The sequence below is a fragment of the Burkholderia stagnalis genome (assembly GCF_039848545.1).
Classification (GTDB): Bacteria; Pseudomonadota; Gammaproteobacteria; order Burkholderiales; family Burkholderiaceae; genus Burkholderia; species Burkholderia stagnalis.
In genome coordinates, this window is sequence record NZ_CP156685.1 from 1,119,163 (window position 1) to 1,136,105 (window position 16,943).

Genomic DNA, 16,943 nt, shown 5'->3' on the forward strand with positions numbered 1-16,943 from the left:
TGCGCGCAAGCGTCGCGATGCCCGTCGATCCGGACGGGTATCGCCGGCGGCAGCATCCGGTCGTCGCAGCCTCGGGGAACACAGGCGCGCGGCGGCTCGCCCTGAAGCAATGCAACAGACTCCAACTCGAACATGGCTAACTGCCCGACCTACCTTGCGCTGCCCGTCGTCGCCGCGCTGCTCGCCGGCTGCGCGGCGTCGTCGCTGCAAGACAGCAAGCTGACCTGCACTATCCCGCGCGCCGTCTATCCGGACACGGCGAAGCCGCTCGCGCGTCCCGCGACGGTGCTGGTGCGGGCGCTGATGACGACCTCCGGGGTGGCGGAAAACGTGACGGTCACGACCAGCAGCCGCAATGCCGCGGCAGACCGGGCCGCGGCCGACGCGATGGCGCGCGCCACCTGCACGCAGACCGGGCCCGCGGCGAACCCGTTCACGCTGACGCAGCCGTTCGTGTTCGAGCCGCGGCGCGGCAATTGACGTCAGCGGCGCGGCATCAGGTTCGCGCCGCGGCAACTCGGCTCCGGCGCGTCCTGCAGGCCGAGCAGCGTGAAGCCGTTGGCTTCCTGCCGGATCAGCGCGTAACGCGCTGCAACGGGCTTGTCTGACTTGCCGGTCAGCGCGATCTCGACCTGGTAGCGGTCCTTCGCGGCCGAGCACCCGCGCACCGGCCCGTACGCGAACGACGTATCGGGCGCCTTGCGTCGCTCGTTGAGCGCCTGCCGCGCCTTCAGCGCGGCGGCGGCCGCCGCCGGGTCGCTCCATTCGCGCGCGAGCGCGTCGTCCACTTTCAGCCATTCGTCGACGAAGTCCCGGCCGTTCGCGGCGGCGGGCTGGACGCGGCGCACGGTGTCGCCATCGATGCGGTAGCGGTAGATGCCGGCGCGCGTCATCACGTCGCTGTCGAGCGAGCCGACCGTCATCCGCAGCTCGAAGCCGTCGGGGCGCGCTTTCACCCGCACGCCGTCGTCGTCGATCGCGTAGCCCTGACGGAGGTGAAACAGCGTGCGTTGCGCGGCCGTGCCGCCGGCCGGCATGACGACGTCGGCGCCGAACACGCTCCAGCGCGACGAGCACCACGGCGTGCCGTGCACGATCAGGATCTGCCCGCCCGGCAGCGGCGTGAACTGGTAGCCGCCGCCGTACGCGCCGGAGATGTCCTGGTAGTCGTCGGCTTGCCAGCGCAGCACGCGCCGCCAGCCGCCGCCTTCCCACGCGTATCCGGCAAGCAGGTTGTCGTCGCCGCACGTGATGCCGAAGCTGGCGCGCACGAACATGACCGGACGCGGCGCGGCGGCGCGTTCGACATGCACGGCGAGGTCCGCGCCGAACGGGGAATCGTTGCCCTTCGATTGCGGCTTGGCGGCGGGCGCGGTGAGCGCGGCGGCGAGCGTACGCTGCAGCGCCGCCGGTTCGATGCGCTCGTCGCTGCATGCAAGCCGTGCGTCGAGCGCGCCGACCAGCGCCTGCTTGTACGCGCGGATCGCGTCGCGCTGCGCGGGCAACACGCCGGCGTCGCCGTCGGCGCTCTGCGGGCTGGGGATCTGCTGCAGGCGGCGCTGTGCGTCGAGCGCCGCGCGGGCTGCCGTGTCGGCGGCGGGGCAGGTGCCTGCCGCGAAGGCGACGGACGAAGCGGCGAGCAGGCCAAGCGTCAGCGTGGCGCGTTTCAGCGTGTTGTTCATGGCGGGATCGGATCTTTCGGGCAGGGGCGCCGCTTGCGTTCGCTTAAATCAAAACAAAGGCCGCTTCGGTATTTGCGAAGCGGCCTTCGACCGGGTTCACCAGATTGTTCGAATGAGCCATGAAACGCCGCAGCGTTGTCATGAATTCAATTTTTTCCGAATTCTACACACACGCGAATGGAAGACAAGCCGCCGGTTCACAGGCGTTCGGGTGTCCGTATGCCGCCCGGCGGATTTCGATAAACTGCCGAAACTCCAATAGAGACGAGAGAGACCATGAAGAAAAAATCGCTGATGGCGGTCGCGGGGGCTATCGTGGTGCTGGGCGCGGTCGCCAGCTATGCCAGCCCATACATGACGCTTCACTCAATGCGATCGGACATTATCGAAAAGGATTACGACGCATTTTCTTCCAATGTCGATTTTCCGGCATTTCGCGAAAGCTTGCGGACGCAGTTCACGATGGTGATGCAAAACAAGCTGTCCAGCGACCCGCAACTCAAGCAAAATCCATTCGCCGATATCGGCTTGATGCTCGGCGTGAGTGTCGTCAACCAGTTTATCGATACGATGGTGACGCCGGCCGGCGTGATGCACATGATGGCCGATGCGAGCTCCAGGCAGCCGGGCGGGCCTGCCGCCGCGCCGGCGTCCGCTGCGGCGCCGACGCCGGATGCGAGCCGCGTCGCTTATTCGGTCAGGTATCGAAACTGGTCGACGGTTGCCGTGACGGCGCAGCGTGACCAGGACGAACCGATCGACTTCATCTTCAAACGCCAGGGGTTATGGTCGTGGAAGCTGTCGGGCGTCACGCTGCCGCCCAGCGTGACAGGGGGCAATTGACCAGCCGGGGAAGGCCCGGCTTCGAGGTCGGGGGCCTTACGCCTGCGCCTTCCAGTCCCCCGACTTCCCGCCGCGCTTCTCGCGCACGCTCACCTCGGTGATCACCATTCCGCGATCGACGGCCTTGCACATGTCGTACACGGTCAGCAGCCCGACCTGTACCGCGGTGAGCGCCTCCATCTCGACCCCGGTGCGCCCGAGCGTCTCGACCTGCGCGACGCAATGCACGCCCGGCAGCGCGTCGTCGAGTTCGAAATCGACGGCCACGCGGGTCAGCGCGAGCGGATGGCACAGCGGAATCAGGTCGGCGGTGCGCTTCGCGCCCTGGATCGCCGCGATGCGCGCGACGCCGAGCACGTCGCCTTTCTTCGCCTTGCCGTCGCGGATCAGTTCGAACGTGGCCGGCAGCATCCGGATCGTGCCGCGTGCGACGGCGATGCGCCGCGTTTCCTGCTTGTCGCCGACGTCGACCATATGTGCGTGGCCGGCGGCATCGAAGTGGGTGAGTCCAGACATGTCGTGCTCCTTCAACGGGCGCCTATCATAGCAGCGGCGTGCGCGGCGCCGGCGCGCAGTTGGCGCATCGGCCGAGCGGGACAGCTGCCGCGCCGCCGGTACAATGGCCACGATATTCATACCAATCGCCGCGAAGCGCGCGCTGCGCGCGGGACGGCGTCGCCATCATCCTGCCATGCGTGTCAAACAGTTGCTCGTCGTGTTGCTGTCGGCGGCCCTGACGCTGCCGCCCGACGGCTTCGCGCAGCGCACGGGCGCGTTGCCGCTCGAGTCGGCGCCTGCCGGTGTGCCGTCGATCTCGACCGTGCCGTCCGGCATCGCGCCGGACGTGTTCGGCACCTACGGCGGCGCCGAAAGCCGGTTCTCGGGCACCGACCGTGCCGCGGGCCCGGCCGCGAGCCTGCGCGGGCCGCTGCGCGCGCTGCAGCTGCCCGACCTCGGCGACGGCTCCGGCGGCGCGATGACCCCGCAGGCCGAGCGCCGGCTCGGCGAGCGCGTGATGCGCGAGGTGCGGCGCGACCCTGACTATCTCGACGACTGGCTCGCCCGCGATTACCTGAACGCGATGGCGGCGCGGCTCGCGGCCGCGGCGGCCGCGCGCTTCATCGGCGGCTATGCGCCCGACTTCGACCTGTTCGCGGTGCGCGACCCGCAGATCAACGCGTTCTCGATGCCGGGCGGCTTCATCGGCATCAACAGCGGGTTGTTCGTCACGACGCAGACGGAATCGGAGCTCGCGTCGGTGGTCGGCCACGAGATGGGCCACGTGCTGCAGCGGCATATCGCACGGATGATCAGCGCGAGCGAGAAGACCGGCTACACGGCGCTCGCGTCGATGCTGCTCGGCGTGCTGGCCGGCGTGCTCGCGCGCAGCGGCGACCTCGGCAGCGCGATCGCGATGGGCGGGCAGGCGTATGCGGTCGACAACCAGCTGCGCTTCTCGCGTTCCGCTGAACGCGAGGCCGACCGCGTCGGCTTCCAGCTGCTCACGGGCGCGGGCTACGACCCGTACGGCATGCCGGGCTTCTTCGAGCGGCTCGACCGCGCGTCGATGGGCGACGCGGGCGTGCCGGCCTATGCGCGCACCCACCCGCTGACCGGCGAGCGGATCGCCGACATGGAGGATCGCGCGCGCCGCGCGCCGTACCGCCAGCCGCACCAGTCGGCCGAGTACGGATTCGTGCGTGCGCGGCTGCGCATCCTGCAGAACCGCGCGCCGACCGACATCGCGGCCGAGGCGCGCCGGATGCAGCTCGAGATCGACGACCACACGGCGTCGAACGTCGCTGCGAACTGGTACGGCGTGGCGCTCGCGAACACGCTGCTCGACCAGTACGACGCGGCCGGCCAGGCGCTGGCCGCGTCGCGCGCCGCGTTCGACGCGCGCGCGCGCCGCGACGACGATCCCGCCGCGAGCTCGCCGAGCCTCGACGTGCTGGCGGCGGACCTCGCGCGCCGCGCGGGGCGCACCGACGACGCGGTTCGGCTCGCGGCGCTCGCGCAGCTGCGCTGGCCGGCGTCGCACGCGGCGATCGTCGCGCATCTGCAGGCGCTGCTGGCCGCGCGCCGCTACGCAGAAGCGCAGGCGCTCGCCCGCACGCAGGCGCAGGCCGATCCGCAGCAGCCGGACTGGTGGGACTATCTCGCGAAGGCGAGCGACGGCCACGGCGACGTGCTCGCGCGGCGCCGCGCGCTCGCGGAGAAGCTTGCGCTCGACGGCGCGTGGCCGTCGGCGATTCGCCAGCTGAAGGACGCGCGGGACGCGAAGGACGTGTCGTTCTACGACCAGTCGATGATCAACGCGCGCCTGCTGGAGTTCGAGGCGCGCTACAAGGAAGAGCGCGAGGACGAGAAGAACGGCCGGAGCTAGGGCCCGTTCGCGCTGCCTGCGCGTTCGGCCGGGCTCGCGACGAACCCGAAGCGCGCGGGCACGTCGTCGCGCGCGATCTCGCCGAGCGGCAGCGCATGGCCGTCGCGCCAGCGCAGCACGGGCGGCGTCGCGTCGAGATCCGCGTGATCGGCGAACAGCCCGAGGTCGTGATCGTGCAGCGCGGCCACGCGCGGCGGCGTGCCGGCGTCGCGGAACAGCACGCCGCCCGCATCGTCGAGCCACGCTTCGTGCGGCTCGAACGCCCGGCCGGCCTGGTCGGCCAGCGCCAGCTGCCCGTCCCGCTCGGCGAGCCGCACGATCCATGGGGTATACGCGAGTTCGACGTACACGCGCTGCGGCCCGTTCTGGAAGAACCACTGGCCGTGTTCGTCGGCGTCGTAGTTGCGGGCGATGAACGCGATCAGCGCGGCGTGGCGGATCGGCGAGCCGAGCGCGCCGGCCGCCTGCGCCGCATCGTCGCGCAGGCGCCAGTCGCCGCGCCGGTCGAGCAGCAGCCAGCCGGTGCAGTGCGGCACGTCCGGCCACTTGGCGAGCGCCTGCCTGACGATGTCATCCATGATCGACGAACCGGGCGCAATAGCCGAACACCCGCACCGACAGCCAGTCGAGCCGGCCCGGGAACGGCCCGGTCATGAAACCCGCATGGCCGCCGTCCTCGGGCTGGTCGAGCTCGACGGCGGGCGACACGTCCGCCGGGCCGGGCAGCGCCGATGCGGGCAGGAACGGATCGTTGCGGGCGTTGAGGATCAGCGTCGGCACGTCGATCGCGGGCAGCAGCGGGCGGGTGGTCGCCTTCGTCCAGTAGTCGTTCGCGTCGCTGAAGCCGTGCAGCGGCGCGGTGACGATGTCGTCGAAGTCGTGCATCGTCACGGCCTTCAGCATCGCGTCGCGGTCGAACAGGCCGGGGAACTGCTCGAGCTTGACGAGCGCCTTGCGCTTCAGCGTCTTCAGGAAGCTGCGCGTGTAGACCATCGCGAAACCCTGCGACAGCGCGCGGCCGCCTGCGTGCACGTCGAGCGGCGTCGAGATCGCGGCGGCGGCGCGCACGATCGACGTGTCGCTGCGGTGCTCGCCGAGCCAGCGCAGCAGCACGTTGCCGCCGAGCGACACGCCGGCGGCGACGATCGGCCCGCGATGCTGCGCGGCGAGGCGGCGCAGGATCCAGTCGACCTCGGCGCTGTCCGCGAGGTGGTAGAAGCGCGGCTGGCGGTTCATTTCGCCGCTGCAGCTGCGGAAGTGGGGGACCACGCCGTGCCAGCCCTTCGCGCGCGCGGTGGCCATCAGCGCGAGCGCGTAGTGCGAGCCGGAGCTGCCCTCGAGGCCGTGGAACAGCACGAACAGCGGCGCGTCGGGGCGCGGCGCCGCGCTGTCGAGATGCGCGACCCAGTCGAGATCGATGAAGTCGTGATCGGGCGTTTCCCATCGCTCGCGCCGGTACGCGACGACCGGTCGTCGCGCGAACAGCGCCGGCACGATGGTTTGCGCGTGGCTGTTGGGCAGCCAGCGCGGTGCGCGATAGCGCAGTGTGTCGTCGTCGGGGCCGTGGGCCCCGTCAAGCGGTGTGGGCGGAGAAGCCGTACTCATGATCGCCCCGCGTGTTCGTCAAGTCATTCAATGCAGCGGGCCTTGCCCGTGGCGGATCTTGGCGGCGAACTGCCCGGCCGCCTGTTCGGGGATCGGGCTCGCATGGATGTGCGCGATGCGCCACTCGCCACGTTCGTGGATCATCACGTACGTCGCGAACACCATGTCGGGCTCGGCAGTGAGGTCGGCCTGCTGATGCGCTTCGGCAATCGTGTAGACGACGGTGCCGAGGCTGTCGTATACGCGGATGTCGAGCGGCTCGATCGTCACGGGCTGGGTGGACAGTCGTGCGCCGAACCCGCTGCGGATCTGCTCGAGGCCATGCAGATGCGCGCCGTCCGCCCAGATGCAGCTGGCGAAATCCTCGTCGATCCACAAGGCCATCAGGGCGTCGAGATTGGCATCGGCGACGGCCTGGTAGTAGGCGTTGAGCGTATCGGCGGCGGCTTCGAAGAGGCGGGCAAAACGTGGCATCGGGGTTATCTCTCGCGCGCTTCGCGCGCCGTATTCAGCACGGCGGCCCTGCGGCCGCCGCACACCGGTGAATCGGATTGCCCGGCGCGCGCCTGGCGACGCTGCCGGTGAAAGGTCAGCGCTGCCCGACGAGCATGCCGCGCAGATCGCCGAATACCTGCTCCGGGCCGAGTTCGCGCAGGCACTTCAGGTGGCCGAGCGGACACTCGCGCTCGAAGCAGGGACTGCATTCGAGATGCAGCCATTGTACCTTCGCCAGCTCGGACAGCGGTGGGGTATGACGCGGATCCGTCGACCCGTACAGCGCGACCAGCGGCCGGCGCAGCGCCGCCGCGACGTGCATCAGCCCGGAATCGTTGGTGACCACCGCGTTCGCGCGCGCGATCAGCGCGCACGCCTCGGACAGCGACGTCTGCCCGCACAGGTTGCGCACGTTCGGTGCCTGCTCGGCGATCGCCTGCGCGGCCGCCGCGTCCTTCTGCGAGCCGAGCGCGACGATCTGCGTATACGGGAACGACTGGTGGACGATCTTCGCGAGCGACGCGAAGTGCTCGGGCGGCCAGCGCTTCGCCGGGCCGTATTCCGCGCCGGGGCAGAACACGACGAGCGGCATCCGTGTATCGAGATTGAAACGTGCCGACACGCGCGCCGTTTCATTCAGGTCGGCCTCGAGGCGCGGCGCGGGCAGGGTTTTCATCGACTCGGGCAGCTTCGCGCCCGGCGCGTACGCGAGCGCCGCGTAGTGGCCGGTCATCGGCGGCCGCTCGCCGTGCGCCTTGTCGGGGTTCGCATGCCGGACGTTCAACAGCCCGTACCGGTGCTCGCCCGTATAGCCGATCCGCAGCGGGATGTTCGCGAGCCACGGGATCACCGCCGACTTCAGCGAATTCGGCAGCACGTAGGCCGCGTCGTAGCCGTTGTCGCGCAGGTCGCTCGCGAGCTGCCAGCGGCGCAGCAGCTGCAGCTTGCCGTGCGCGAGGTCGGTCGCGTAGACATCGTGGATCTCGGGCATCCGCTCCAGCACCGGCGCGACCCACGAGGGCGCGACGGCATCGATCGCGATGCGGGGATGGAGTTTCTTCAGCAGCGCAAAGAGCGGCTGCGCCATCAATGCGTCACCGATCCAATTCGGTGCGATAACCAGCGCTCGACGCATCAGGTCGATTTCCGATGTCGTAATGAAACACGGCGCTCGGGCGCCGCGTTCGGGTTGCCAGAATGGGAAAGGGCGGCGCGCCGTGCTCCGGCCGCGCCGCCGCGCGGGACGCCGGGCCGCGCGCGGGGCGCGCAGGCCGGGCGGCCGGGCTCAATGGCCCTTGACGACCTCGCCGTCGCGCAGCTTGTAGCGCGTGCCGCAGTACGGGCAGCGCGTTTCGCCGTGCGACACGTCGATGAACACGCGCGGGTGCGCGCTCCAGCGGGCCATGGCGGGGTTCGGGCAGTAGGCGGGAAGATCCTTGGCCGTCAGCTCGACGAGCGGCATTTCCTTGATTTCACTCATGGGTCTTTCTCTTGATGAAGCTGGGTGTATGGGGGAGCGGTCGGGCGCGACGCGCGCTCAGATCTTCGTCAGCCAGTGCGCGTACTTCTCGTTCTTGCCCGACACGATATCGAAAAACGCCGATTGCAGCTTTTCCGTGATCGGGCCGCGCGTGCCGCTGCCGATGGTGCGGCGGTCCAGCTCGCGGATCGGCGTGACCTCGGCCGCGGTGCCGGTGAAGAACGCCTCGTCGGCCGTGTAGACCTCGTCGCGCGTGATGCGCTTCTCGATCACCTCGATGCCGGCGTCCTTCGCGAGCGTGATGATGGTGTCGCGCGTGATGCCGTCGAGGCACGACGACAGGTCCGGCGTGAACAGCTTGCCGCGGTTCACGAGGAAGAAGTTCTCGCCGGAGCCTTCCGACACGTAGCCGTCGACGTCGAGCAGCAGCGCCTCGTCGTAGCCGTCGGCGGTCGCTTCCTGGTTCGCGAGGATCGAGTTCACGTACCAGCCCGACGCCTTCGCGCGCACCATCGACACGTTCACGTGGTGGCGGGTAAACGACGAGGTCTTCACGCGGATGCCCTTCGTCATGCCTTCTTCGCCGAGGTACGCGCCCCACGGCCATGCGGCGATCGCGACGTGGATCGTGTTGCCCTTCGCGGACACGCCGAGCTTCTCCGAGCCGACCCAGATGATCGGGCGCAGGTAGCCCGACTCGAGGCCATTCTCGCGCACGACGTCGCGCTGCGCGGTTTCGAGGGTTTCCTGGTCGAACGGCACGTCCATCTGGAAGATCTTCGCGGAGTTCAGCAGGCGCTTCGTGTGGTCTTGCAGGCGGAAGATCGCCGTGCTGCCGTCGGCCGTCTTGTATGCGCGCACGCCTTCGAAGACGCCCATGCCGTAGTGCAGCGTATGGGTCAGCACGTGGATCGTGGCATTGCGCCAGTCGATCAACTTGCCGTCCATCCAGATCTTGCCGTCGCGGTCGGCCATTGACATAGGAATCTCCTGGGATACTGGGCGCGCGGCCGAGTGTGCGGCGTTACGCTGGAAAGACGCATATTTTAGCGTCTTTTGGCGGCAAACCGGTCGGTCGGCGAGGGGCGGGGCTATAATCGCCCGGTACCGATTCCAACCACGACGGGCCGCGCCGGCAGGAGACGCCTGCGCCCCGACACATCGTCCGCCGCGGCGCATTCCCCCATGCTTGCACGATTGTCCGCCACCGACCGCTTCGCGCTGCTCCAGGGCGCGCGCGACTATTCGCCCACGCTGATGGCGATCCTGTCCTGGGGGCTCGTCACCGGCATCGCGATGAGCAAGTCGGTGATGACGATCGGGCAGGCGAGCGCGATGTCGCTGCTCGTCTACGCGGGCTCGTCGCAGCTCGCGGTGCTGCCTCTCCTCGCCGCGAAGCTGCCGCTCTGGACCGTGCTGCTCACCGCCGCGATGGTCAATACGCGCTTCGTGATCTTCAGCGTCGGCCTCGCGCCGCACTTCTCCTACCTGCCGCTGTGGCGGCGTCTCGCGATCGGCTATTTCAACGGCGACGTGATCTACCTGCTGTTCCAGAAGCAGGGCTTCGCGAACGGCTACGTGCCGGGCAAGGAAGCCTATTTCTGGGGGATGGCGCTGTCGAGCTGGCTGTCGTGGCAGGTGTCGTCGCTCGCCGGGATCCTGCTCGCGAGCTTCTTTCCCGCGAGCTGGGGGCTCGAGCTGGCGGGCACGCTCGCGCTGATCCCGATCATGGTGTCGGCGGTCGCGAACCGCTCGACGCTCGCGGCCGTCGCGGTCGCCGGCATCGTGTCGCTCGTCGCGTTCGACCTGCCGTACCGGCTCGCGCTGCCGCTCGCGGTGCTGGCCGCGCTCGCGGCCGGCTGCACCGCCGATTTCTTCGTCGAACGGGCCGACTGGCGCCGCATCCGCACCGAGACCGTCCAGCAGAAGGAGGTCGAATGAGCGCGCTGGAGATCTGGCTCGTGATCGTCGGGATGACGGTCGTCACGGCGGTCACGCGCGCGCTGTTCCTGATCGGCGGCGAGCGCACCGTGCTGCCGGAGCGCGTGCAGCGCGCGCTGCGCTACGCGCCCGCGGCGGCGCTGGCCGCCGTCGTGCTGCCCGACGTGCTCGAGACCCCGGCCGGGCTGTCGTTCGCGCTCGCCAATCATCAGTTCTATGCGGCGCTCGCCGGCTTCGGCTGGTTCATGTGGCGGCGCAGCATGCTGGGCACGATCGTCGTCGGGATGCTCGTGTTCACCGTGCTGCGGCTGGTCGCCTGACGCGCCGGGCCATGGATTGCTGCAACGCAATATCCCGCGCGATCCCAAATAGGCGGAATTCGCCGCCGCACGGGGCTGCCGGCCGGATGGATCGGCTAGAATGCCCGTTCCGGATTTTTTACCCGTGCGCGTCATGCGGAACCGCCAGCCACGGCCCGCACCCGGCGCCCCCCGCGGCAGCCCGCGCACGTGTTGCATCAGACCCCCTTTCCCCATCCACTACTTCAATCTGTTCAACATGAGCCAAGTCAAGCGTCTCACCGACCTGATCGCCGCCGGCCAGCTCGCCGGCAAGCGCGTCTTCATCCGCGCGGACCTGAACGTGCCGCAGGACGACCACGGCAACATCACCGAAGACACGCGCGTGCGCGCGTCGGCGCCGGCCATCAAGGCAGCCCTCGACGCCGGCGCGGCCGTGATGGTCACGTCGCACCTCGGCCGCCCGACCGAGGGCGAGTTCAAGCCGGAAGATTCGCTCGCGCCGGTCGCGAAGCGCCTTGCCGAGCTGCTCGGCCGCGACGTGCCGCTCGTCGCGAACTGGGTCGAGAACGGCGTGAACGTCGCGCCGGGCCAGGTCGTGCTGCTCGAGAACTGCCGCGTGAACAAGGGCGAGAAGAAGAATTCGGACGAGCTCGCGCAGAAGATGGCGCAGCTCTGCGACGTGTACGTGAACGACGCGTTCGGCACCGCGCACCGCGCCGAGGCGACCACGCACGGCATCGCGAAGTACGCGCCCATCGCGTGCGCGGGCCCGCTGCTCGCCGCCGAGCTCGACGCGCTCGGCAAGGCGCTCGGCAACCCGGCGCGCCCGCTGGTGGCGATCGTCGCCGGCTCGAAGGTGTCGACCAAGCTGACGATCCTCAAGTCGCTGGCGGAGAAGGTCGACCAGCTGATCGTCGGCGGCGGCATCGCGAACACGTTCATGCTCGCGGCCGGTTTGCCGATCGGCAAGTCGCTCGCGGAAGCCGACCTCGTCGCCGAGGCGAAGGCGATCATCGACGACGCGCGCAAGCGCGGCGCGTCGGTGCCGATCCCGACCGACGTCGTTACCGCGAAGGAATTCTCGCCGACGGCCGTCGCGACGGTGAAGAAGGTTGCCGACATCGAAGCCGACGACATGATCCTCGACATCGGGCCGGAAACGGCCAAGGCGCTCGCGAGCCAGCTCGAGAAGGCCGGCACGATCGTGTGGAACGGCCCGGTCGGCGTGTTCGAGTTCGACCAGTTCGGCAACGGCACCAAGACGCTCGCCGACGCGATCGCCAAATCGTCCGCGTTCTCGATCGCGGGCGGCGGCGACACGCTCGCGGCCATCGCGAAGTACGGCATCCACGACCAGGTCAGCTACATCTCGACCGGCGGCGGCGCCTTCCTCGAGTTCCTCGAAGGGAAGAAGCTGCCGGCGGTGGAAGTGCTCGAAACGCGGGCGGCCTGAGCGTGGCGGCGCGCGCAGGGGTGACGAAGGCCGCGCGCTCCGCGAAGGCGGAGCCGGCGGCCGGTGCGGGCAGGCGCAAGCGCGCGCCCGCACGGGCGAACACCACCCCGCGCGTGCCCGCGACCGCCGGCGACGCGGTCGAGCAGCACCACGAGATTCAGAACAAAGCGACGTCGGGCGACAGCACCGGCGCGCCCCCCGGAGCGGCCGCCGCTGGGCCTGCCGCGTCCGGCTCTCGCAGCGTTTCACCCAGCGCATCCACCTTGATCCAGATGAGGAGTTTCATGCAGCGCGCCACCAAGATAGTCGCCACGATCGGCCCGGCTTCCAGTTCGCCGGAGACACTGCTGCAGATGATGCAGGCGGGCCTCGACGTCGTGCGGCTCAATTTTTCGCACGGCACCGCCGATGATCACCGCCAGCGCGCCGAGATGGTGCGCGAGGCCGCCCGCAAGGTCGGCCGCGAGATCGCGATCATGGCGGACCTCCAGGGCCCGAAGATCCGCGTCGGCAAGTTCGAGAACGGCAAGACCACGCTGTCGGCGGGCCAGCCGTTCATCCTCGACGCGGGCTGCGAGCTGGGCAACGACGATCGCGTCGGCCTCGACTACAAGGAGCTGCCGCGCGACCTGAAGCCGGGCGACGTGCTGCTGCTGAACGACGGCCTGATCGTGCTGACTGTCGAGCGCGTGCTCGGCGAGGAGATCCACACGACCGTCAAGGTGGGCGGCGAGCTGTCGAACAACAAGGGGATCAACCGGCAGGGCGGCGGGCTGTCGGCGCCCGCGCTGACCGCGAAGGACATGGAGGACATCCGCACCGCGATGTCGCTCGGCGCGGATCTCGTCGCGGTGTCGTTCCCGAAGAACGCGACCGACATGGAAATGGCGCGCCAGCTCGCGAACATCGCGGGCGCGCCGTACGGCATCAAGCCGAAGATGATCGCGAAGATCGAGCGCGCCGAGGCGATTCCGGCGCTGCAGAGCATCCTCGACGCGTCCGACGGCATCATGGTCGCGCGCGGCGACCTCGCGGTGGAAGTCGGCAACGCGGCCGTGCCGGCGCTGCAGAAGCGCATGATCCGGATGGCGCGCGAGTCGAACAAGCTCGTGATCACCGCGACGCAGATGATGGAATCGATGATCCACGCGCCGGTGCCGACCCGTGCCGAGGTGTCGGACGTCGCGAACGCGGTGCTCGACGGCACCGACGCGGTGATGCTGTCGGCTGAAACCGCCGCCGGCAAGTACCCGGTCGTGACGATCGAGGCGATGGCGGCCATCTGCGTGGAAGCCGAGAAGTCCGAGCATGTCGAGCTGGACAAGGATTTCCTCGACCGCACGTTCACGCGGATCGACCAGTCGATCGCGATGGGCGCGCTGTTCACCGCGTACCACCTCGGCGCGAAGGCGATCGTCGCGCTGACCGAATCGGGCGCGACCGCGCTGTGGATGTCGCGCCACTACACGCACGTGCCGATCTTCGCGCTGACGCCGCGGGTCGGCAGCGAGCGCACGATGGCGCTGTACCGCAACGTCACGCCGCTGCACGTCGACTTCAACAGCGACCGCGACGGCGCGCTCCAGCAGGCGATCGAGCTGATCGTCCAGCGCGGGCTGGTCGCGCGCGGCGACATGGTCGTGCTGACCGTCGGCGAGCCGATGGGGCAGGCGGGCGGCACCAACACGCTGAAGATCGTCCGGGTCGGCGAGCACTACTGACCTTCGGATTCGATCCGACACTGTTTAATTGCGAAAAACCGCGCGGGGCCAGATGGCCCGCGCGGTTTTTTTCTCTTTTTTGGCCGCATTGTGCCGTGCGAACGTAACAAATTGCGAGCACGGAACGCCAACCGGTCGGATTCGGTGGCGCTTCGCGATAAAATGCCGCTATTCGACGCTCAGCCGCGCCCGTCCGCCCGGGGGAACACCGGGCCAGGCCGCGCCGGCGCACAGGGCGCACCGGTTTTCATTCAAGGAGTTCCACAATGCCTCTCGTATCAATGCGTCAATTGCTGGACCACGCGGCAGAGCACGGTTACGGCCTGCCGGCCTTCAACGTGAACAACCTGGAGCAGGTGCAGGCGATCATGGCGGCGGCGGACCAGGTCGGCGCACCCGTGATCATGCAGGCGTCGGCCGGCGCGCGTAAGTATGCGGGCGAGCCGTTCCTGCGCCACCTGATCGAGGCCGCGGTCGAGTCGTATCCGCACATCCCGGTCGTGATGCACCAGGATCACGGCCAGTCGCCGGCGGTCTGCATGGCGGCGATCCGCAGCGGCTTCACCAGCGTGATGATGGACGGTTCGCTCGAGGCGGACGGCAAGACGGTTGCATCGTACGAATACAACGTCGACGTGTCGCGCAAGGTCGTCGAGATGGCGCACTCGATCGGCGTGACGGTCGAGGCGGAACTCGGCGTGCTCGGCTCGCTCGAGACGATGAAGGGCGACAAGGAAGACGGCCACGGCGCCGAGGGCACGATGACCCGCGAGCAGCTGCTGACCGATCCGGAGCAGGCCGCCGACTTCGTGAAGCTCACGCAGTGCGACGCGCTCGCGATCGCGATCGGCACGTCGCACGGCGCGTACAAGTTCTCGAAGAAGCCGACGGGCGACATCCTGTCGATCCAGCGCATCAAGGAAATCCACGCGCGCATTCCGAACACGCACCTCGTGATGCACGGTTCGTCGTCGGTGCCGCAGGAGCTGCTGGAAGAAATCCGCCAGTTCGGCGGCGACATGAAGGAAACCTACGGCGTGCCGGTCGAGGAAATCCAGGAAGGCATCAAGCACGGCGTGCGCAAGATCAACATCGACACCGACCTGCGTCTGGCGATCACGGGCGCGATCCGCCGCTACCTGTTCGAGAACCCGGGCAAGTTCGATCCGCGCGACTACCTGAAGCCCGCGCGCGAAGCGGCGAAGAAGATCTGCGTCGACCGCTACCTCGCATTCGGCTGCGAAGGCCAGGCCGGCAAGATCAAGCCGGTGTCGCTCGACAAGATCGCCGAGAAGTACAAGGCCGGCGAGCTCGCGCAGGTCGTGCGCTGAGACTGTAGTACGATCCGGGGCTGCCGGCCGGCGGATGTCCGCCGGCCGTGACCGTCCCGCCGGCCGAACCAGGGCCGGCCGGCGCCGCCTGGGCCACGTTGCCCGGGCGCGCCGACGAATCGCAAGGCCGCCGTTCCCGCCAGCCGCGGGGAACGGCGTTTCCCTTTTTGTGTTTGGCTCCTTATCTGCGAAAAGACGATGTCTACCCTTTACGAATCCACGCTCCGCTCGCTGCCGCTCCTCGGTCGCGGCAAGGTCCGCGACAACTACGCGGTGGGCAACGACAAGCTCCTGATCGTCACGACGGACCGCCTGTCGGCGTTCGACGTGATCATGGGCGAGCCGATTCCGAACAAGGGCCGCGTGCTGAACCAGATGGCGAACTTCTGGTTCGACAAGCTCGCGCACATCGTCCCTAACCACCTGACGGGCGACGCGCCGGAAGCCGTCGTCGCGGCCGACGAGGTCGAGCAGGTCAAGGGCCGCGGCGTGGTGGTCAAGCGCCTCGAGCCGATCATGATCGAGGCGGTCGTGCGCGGCTACCTGGCCGGCAGCGGCTGGAAGGAATACCAGGCGAGCGGCGCGGTGTGCGGCGTCAAGCTGCCGGAAGGCCTGCAGAACGCGCAGAAGCTGCCCGAGCCGATCTTCACGCCCGCCGCGAAGGCCGAGATGGGCGAGCACGACGAGAACATCACGTTCGAGGAAACCGAGCGCCGCATCGGCACCGAGCTGGCCGCGACGATCCGCGACATCTCGATCCGCCTGTACAAGGAAGCAGCCGACTACGCGGCGACGCGCGGCATCATCATCGCCGACACCAAGTTCGAATTCGGTCTCGACAACCACGGCAAGCTTTACCTGATGGACGAAGTGCTGACGGCCGATTCGTCGCGCTTCTGGCCGGCCGACCAGTACCAGGTCGGCACGAACCCGCCGTCGTTCGACAAGCAGTTCGTGCGCGACTGGCTCGAGGCGCAGCCGTGGGGCAAGACGGCGCCGGCGCCGGCGCTGCCGGCCGACGTCGTCGAGAAGACGGCCGCGAAGTACCAGGAAGCGCTCGAGCGCATCACCGGCGAGCAGCTCGCCTGAGCTTCGACGAAAGGAACGTGCGATGAGTGAAGTCCAGACCGCCCACACGCACAGCGCGCCGCTCATCGGCGTGCTGATGGGTTCGAGTTCCGACTGGGACGTGATGAAGCATGCGGTGGCGATCCTGCAGGAATTCGGCGTGCCTTACGAGGCAAAGGTCGTGTCCGCGCACCGGATGCCCGACGAGATGTTCGACTATGCCGAGAAGGCCCGCGAGCGCGGCCTGCGCGCGATCATCGCGGGCGCGGGCGGCGCGGCTCACCTGCCGGGCATGCTCGCCGCGAAGACGACGGTGCCGGTGCTCGGCGTGCCGGTCGCGAGCAAGTACCTGAAGGGCGTCGATTCGCTGCACTCGATCGTGCAGATGCCGAAGGGCGTGCCGGTCGCGACTTTCGCGATCGGCGAGGCCGGCGCGGCGAACGCGGCGCTGTTCGCGGTGTCGATCCTGTCCGGCACGTCGGTCGACTACGCGAACCGCCTCGCCGCGTTCCGCGTGCGCCAGAACGAGGCCGCGCACGCGATGGTGCTGCCGCCGCTGGAATGAACGCAATGGGCCGCCCCCGGACCAGGGCAGCCCGGCAAACGGGTCGTCGAACCCGGATTGTCCTCACTGCG

General features: G+C 68.8%; 19 protein-coding genes. 10 read left to right on the forward strand and 9 right to left on the reverse strand.

The window, feature by feature from the left end:
- Window positions 1-132 precede the first annotated feature (132 nt).
- Window positions 133-480, forward strand: a complete 348-nt coding sequence (locus ABFO07_RS05300; protein ID WP_059892673.1) for a TonB family protein — start codon at window positions 133-135, stop codon at window positions 478-480.
- Window positions 481-482: 2 nt separating this feature from the next.
- On the opposite strand, the gene ABFO07_RS05305 is transcribed toward ABFO07_RS05300, so the two are convergent.
- The gene (locus tag ABFO07_RS05305; RefSeq protein ID WP_060351046.1) at window positions 483-1,682 is read right to left on the reverse strand and encodes a hypothetical protein; all 1,200 of its coding nucleotides are present in this window, start codon (window positions 1,680-1,682) and stop codon (window positions 483-485) included.
- Between the two features lie 276 nt (window positions 1,683-1,958).
- Here ABFO07_RS05305 and ABFO07_RS05310 point away from each other — a divergent pair, with 276 nt between their 5' ends.
- Window positions 1,959-2,525 carry a DUF2939 domain-containing protein gene (locus ABFO07_RS05310; RefSeq protein WP_059879775.1) on the forward strand — a complete coding sequence of 189 codons (567 nt, stop codon included), beginning with the start codon at window positions 1,959-1,961 and terminating at the stop codon, window positions 2,523-2,525.
- A 36-nt stretch (window positions 2,526-2,561) separates the two neighbouring features.
- Here ABFO07_RS05310 and moaC read toward each other — a convergent pair whose 3' ends face one another.
- A complete protein-coding gene (gene moaC, locus ABFO07_RS05315; RefSeq protein WP_059557143.1) occupies window positions 2,562-3,041 on the reverse strand; it encodes a cyclic pyranopterin monophosphate synthase MoaC in 480 nt (159 codons plus the stop codon).
- A gap of 175 nt (window positions 3,042-3,216) precedes the next feature.
- On the opposite strand from moaC, the gene ABFO07_RS05320 reads away from it, so the two are divergent.
- Window positions 3,217-4,911, forward strand: coding sequence for a M48 family metalloprotease (locus ABFO07_RS05320; protein WP_347468499.1), 1,695 nt, complete (start codon window positions 3,217-3,219; stop codon window positions 4,909-4,911).
- On the opposite strand, the gene ABFO07_RS05325 is transcribed toward ABFO07_RS05320, so the two are convergent.
- From ABFO07_RS05325 to ABFO07_RS05350, 6 genes are all read right to left on the reverse strand, one after another.
- Window positions 4,908-5,489, reverse strand: a complete 582-nt coding sequence (locus ABFO07_RS05325; protein ID WP_059802146.1) for a DUF2946 family protein — start codon at window positions 5,487-5,489, stop codon at window positions 4,908-4,910. The two genes, ABFO07_RS05320 and ABFO07_RS05325, sit on opposite strands and share 4 nt — an antisense overlap.
- Window positions 5,482-6,516: a hydrolase gene (locus ABFO07_RS05330; RefSeq protein WP_059557154.1), complete on the reverse strand. Its 1,035-nt coding sequence runs from the start codon at window positions 6,514-6,516 to the stop codon at window positions 5,482-5,484. Before ABFO07_RS05330 ends, ABFO07_RS05325 begins: the two co-directional genes overlap by 8 nt.
- 27 nt (window positions 6,517-6,543) lie before the next feature.
- Window positions 6,544-6,990, reverse strand: coding sequence for a nuclear transport factor 2 family protein (locus ABFO07_RS05335; RefSeq protein WP_059557157.1), 447 nt, complete (start codon window positions 6,988-6,990; stop codon window positions 6,544-6,546).
- A 115-nt stretch (window positions 6,991-7,105) separates the two neighbouring features.
- Complete coding sequence (gene waaF, locus ABFO07_RS05340) at window positions 7,106-8,146, reverse strand: lipopolysaccharide heptosyltransferase II (RefSeq protein WP_059557159.1); 1,041 nt, start codon at window positions 8,144-8,146, stop codon at window positions 7,106-7,108.
- 150 nt (window positions 8,147-8,296) lie between these two features.
- On the reverse strand, window positions 8,297-8,491 hold the full coding sequence (locus tag ABFO07_RS05345) for a zinc-finger domain-containing protein (protein ID WP_017334071.1): 195 nt from the start codon (window positions 8,489-8,491) through the stop codon (window positions 8,297-8,299).
- Between the two features lie 57 nt (window positions 8,492-8,548).
- Window positions 8,549-9,472: a branched-chain amino acid transaminase gene (locus ABFO07_RS05350; RefSeq protein WP_059557161.1), complete on the reverse strand. Its 924-nt coding sequence runs from the start codon at window positions 9,470-9,472 to the stop codon at window positions 8,549-8,551.
- 204 nt (window positions 9,473-9,676) lie between these two features.
- On the opposite strand from ABFO07_RS05350, the gene ABFO07_RS05355 reads away from it, so the two are divergent.
- The 3 genes from ABFO07_RS05355 (at window position 9,677) to ABFO07_RS05365 (ending at window position 12,187) form a co-directional block, all read left to right on the forward strand.
- Window positions 9,677-10,432, forward strand: coding sequence for an AzlC family ABC transporter permease (locus ABFO07_RS05355; RefSeq protein WP_059802145.1), 756 nt, complete (start codon window positions 9,677-9,679; stop codon window positions 10,430-10,432).
- Window positions 10,429-10,752 (forward strand): AzlD domain-containing protein, encoded by a 324-nt coding sequence (locus ABFO07_RS05360; protein WP_017334068.1) that lies wholly within the window; start codon window positions 10,429-10,431, stop codon window positions 10,750-10,752. The genes ABFO07_RS05355 and ABFO07_RS05360 overlap by 4 nt, the downstream gene beginning before the upstream one ends.
- A gap of 238 nt (window positions 10,753-10,990) precedes the next feature.
- A complete protein-coding gene (locus ABFO07_RS05365) occupies window positions 10,991-12,187 on the forward strand; it encodes a phosphoglycerate kinase (RefSeq protein WP_059557166.1) in 1,197 nt (398 codons plus the stop codon).
- Window positions 12,188-12,344: 157 nt separating this feature from the next.
- Here the strand turns inward: ABFO07_RS05365 and ABFO07_RS05370 are convergent, their stop codons facing one another.
- On the reverse strand, window positions 12,345-12,473 hold the full coding sequence (locus tag ABFO07_RS05370) for a hypothetical protein (protein WP_257785945.1): 129 nt from the start codon (window positions 12,471-12,473) through the stop codon (window positions 12,345-12,347).
- Here ABFO07_RS05370 and pyk point away from each other — a divergent pair.
- The 4 genes from pyk to purE all read left to right on the forward strand — a co-directional run bounded on the left by pyk (window position 12,472) and on the right by purE (window position 16,872).
- The gene (gene pyk, locus ABFO07_RS05375) at window positions 12,472-13,908 is read left to right on the forward strand and encodes a pyruvate kinase (protein ID WP_059557168.1); all 1,437 of its coding nucleotides are present in this window, start codon (window positions 12,472-12,474) and stop codon (window positions 13,906-13,908) included. The two genes, ABFO07_RS05370 and pyk, sit on opposite strands and share 2 nt — an antisense overlap.
- 266 nt (window positions 13,909-14,174) lie before the next feature.
- Window positions 14,175-15,239, forward strand: coding sequence for a class II fructose-bisphosphate aldolase (fba, locus tag ABFO07_RS05380; RefSeq protein WP_059557172.1), 1,065 nt, complete (start codon window positions 14,175-14,177; stop codon window positions 15,237-15,239).
- A gap of 198 nt (window positions 15,240-15,437) precedes the next feature.
- A complete protein-coding gene (locus ABFO07_RS05385) occupies window positions 15,438-16,328 on the forward strand; it encodes a phosphoribosylaminoimidazolesuccinocarboxamide synthase (protein ID WP_059802142.1) in 891 nt (296 codons plus the stop codon).
- A gap of 22 nt (window positions 16,329-16,350) precedes the next feature.
- Window positions 16,351-16,872, forward strand: a complete 522-nt coding sequence (purE, locus tag ABFO07_RS05390) for a 5-(carboxyamino)imidazole ribonucleotide mutase (RefSeq protein ID WP_031402584.1) — start codon at window positions 16,351-16,353, stop codon at window positions 16,870-16,872.
- Window positions 16,873-16,943 lie beyond the last annotated feature (71 nt).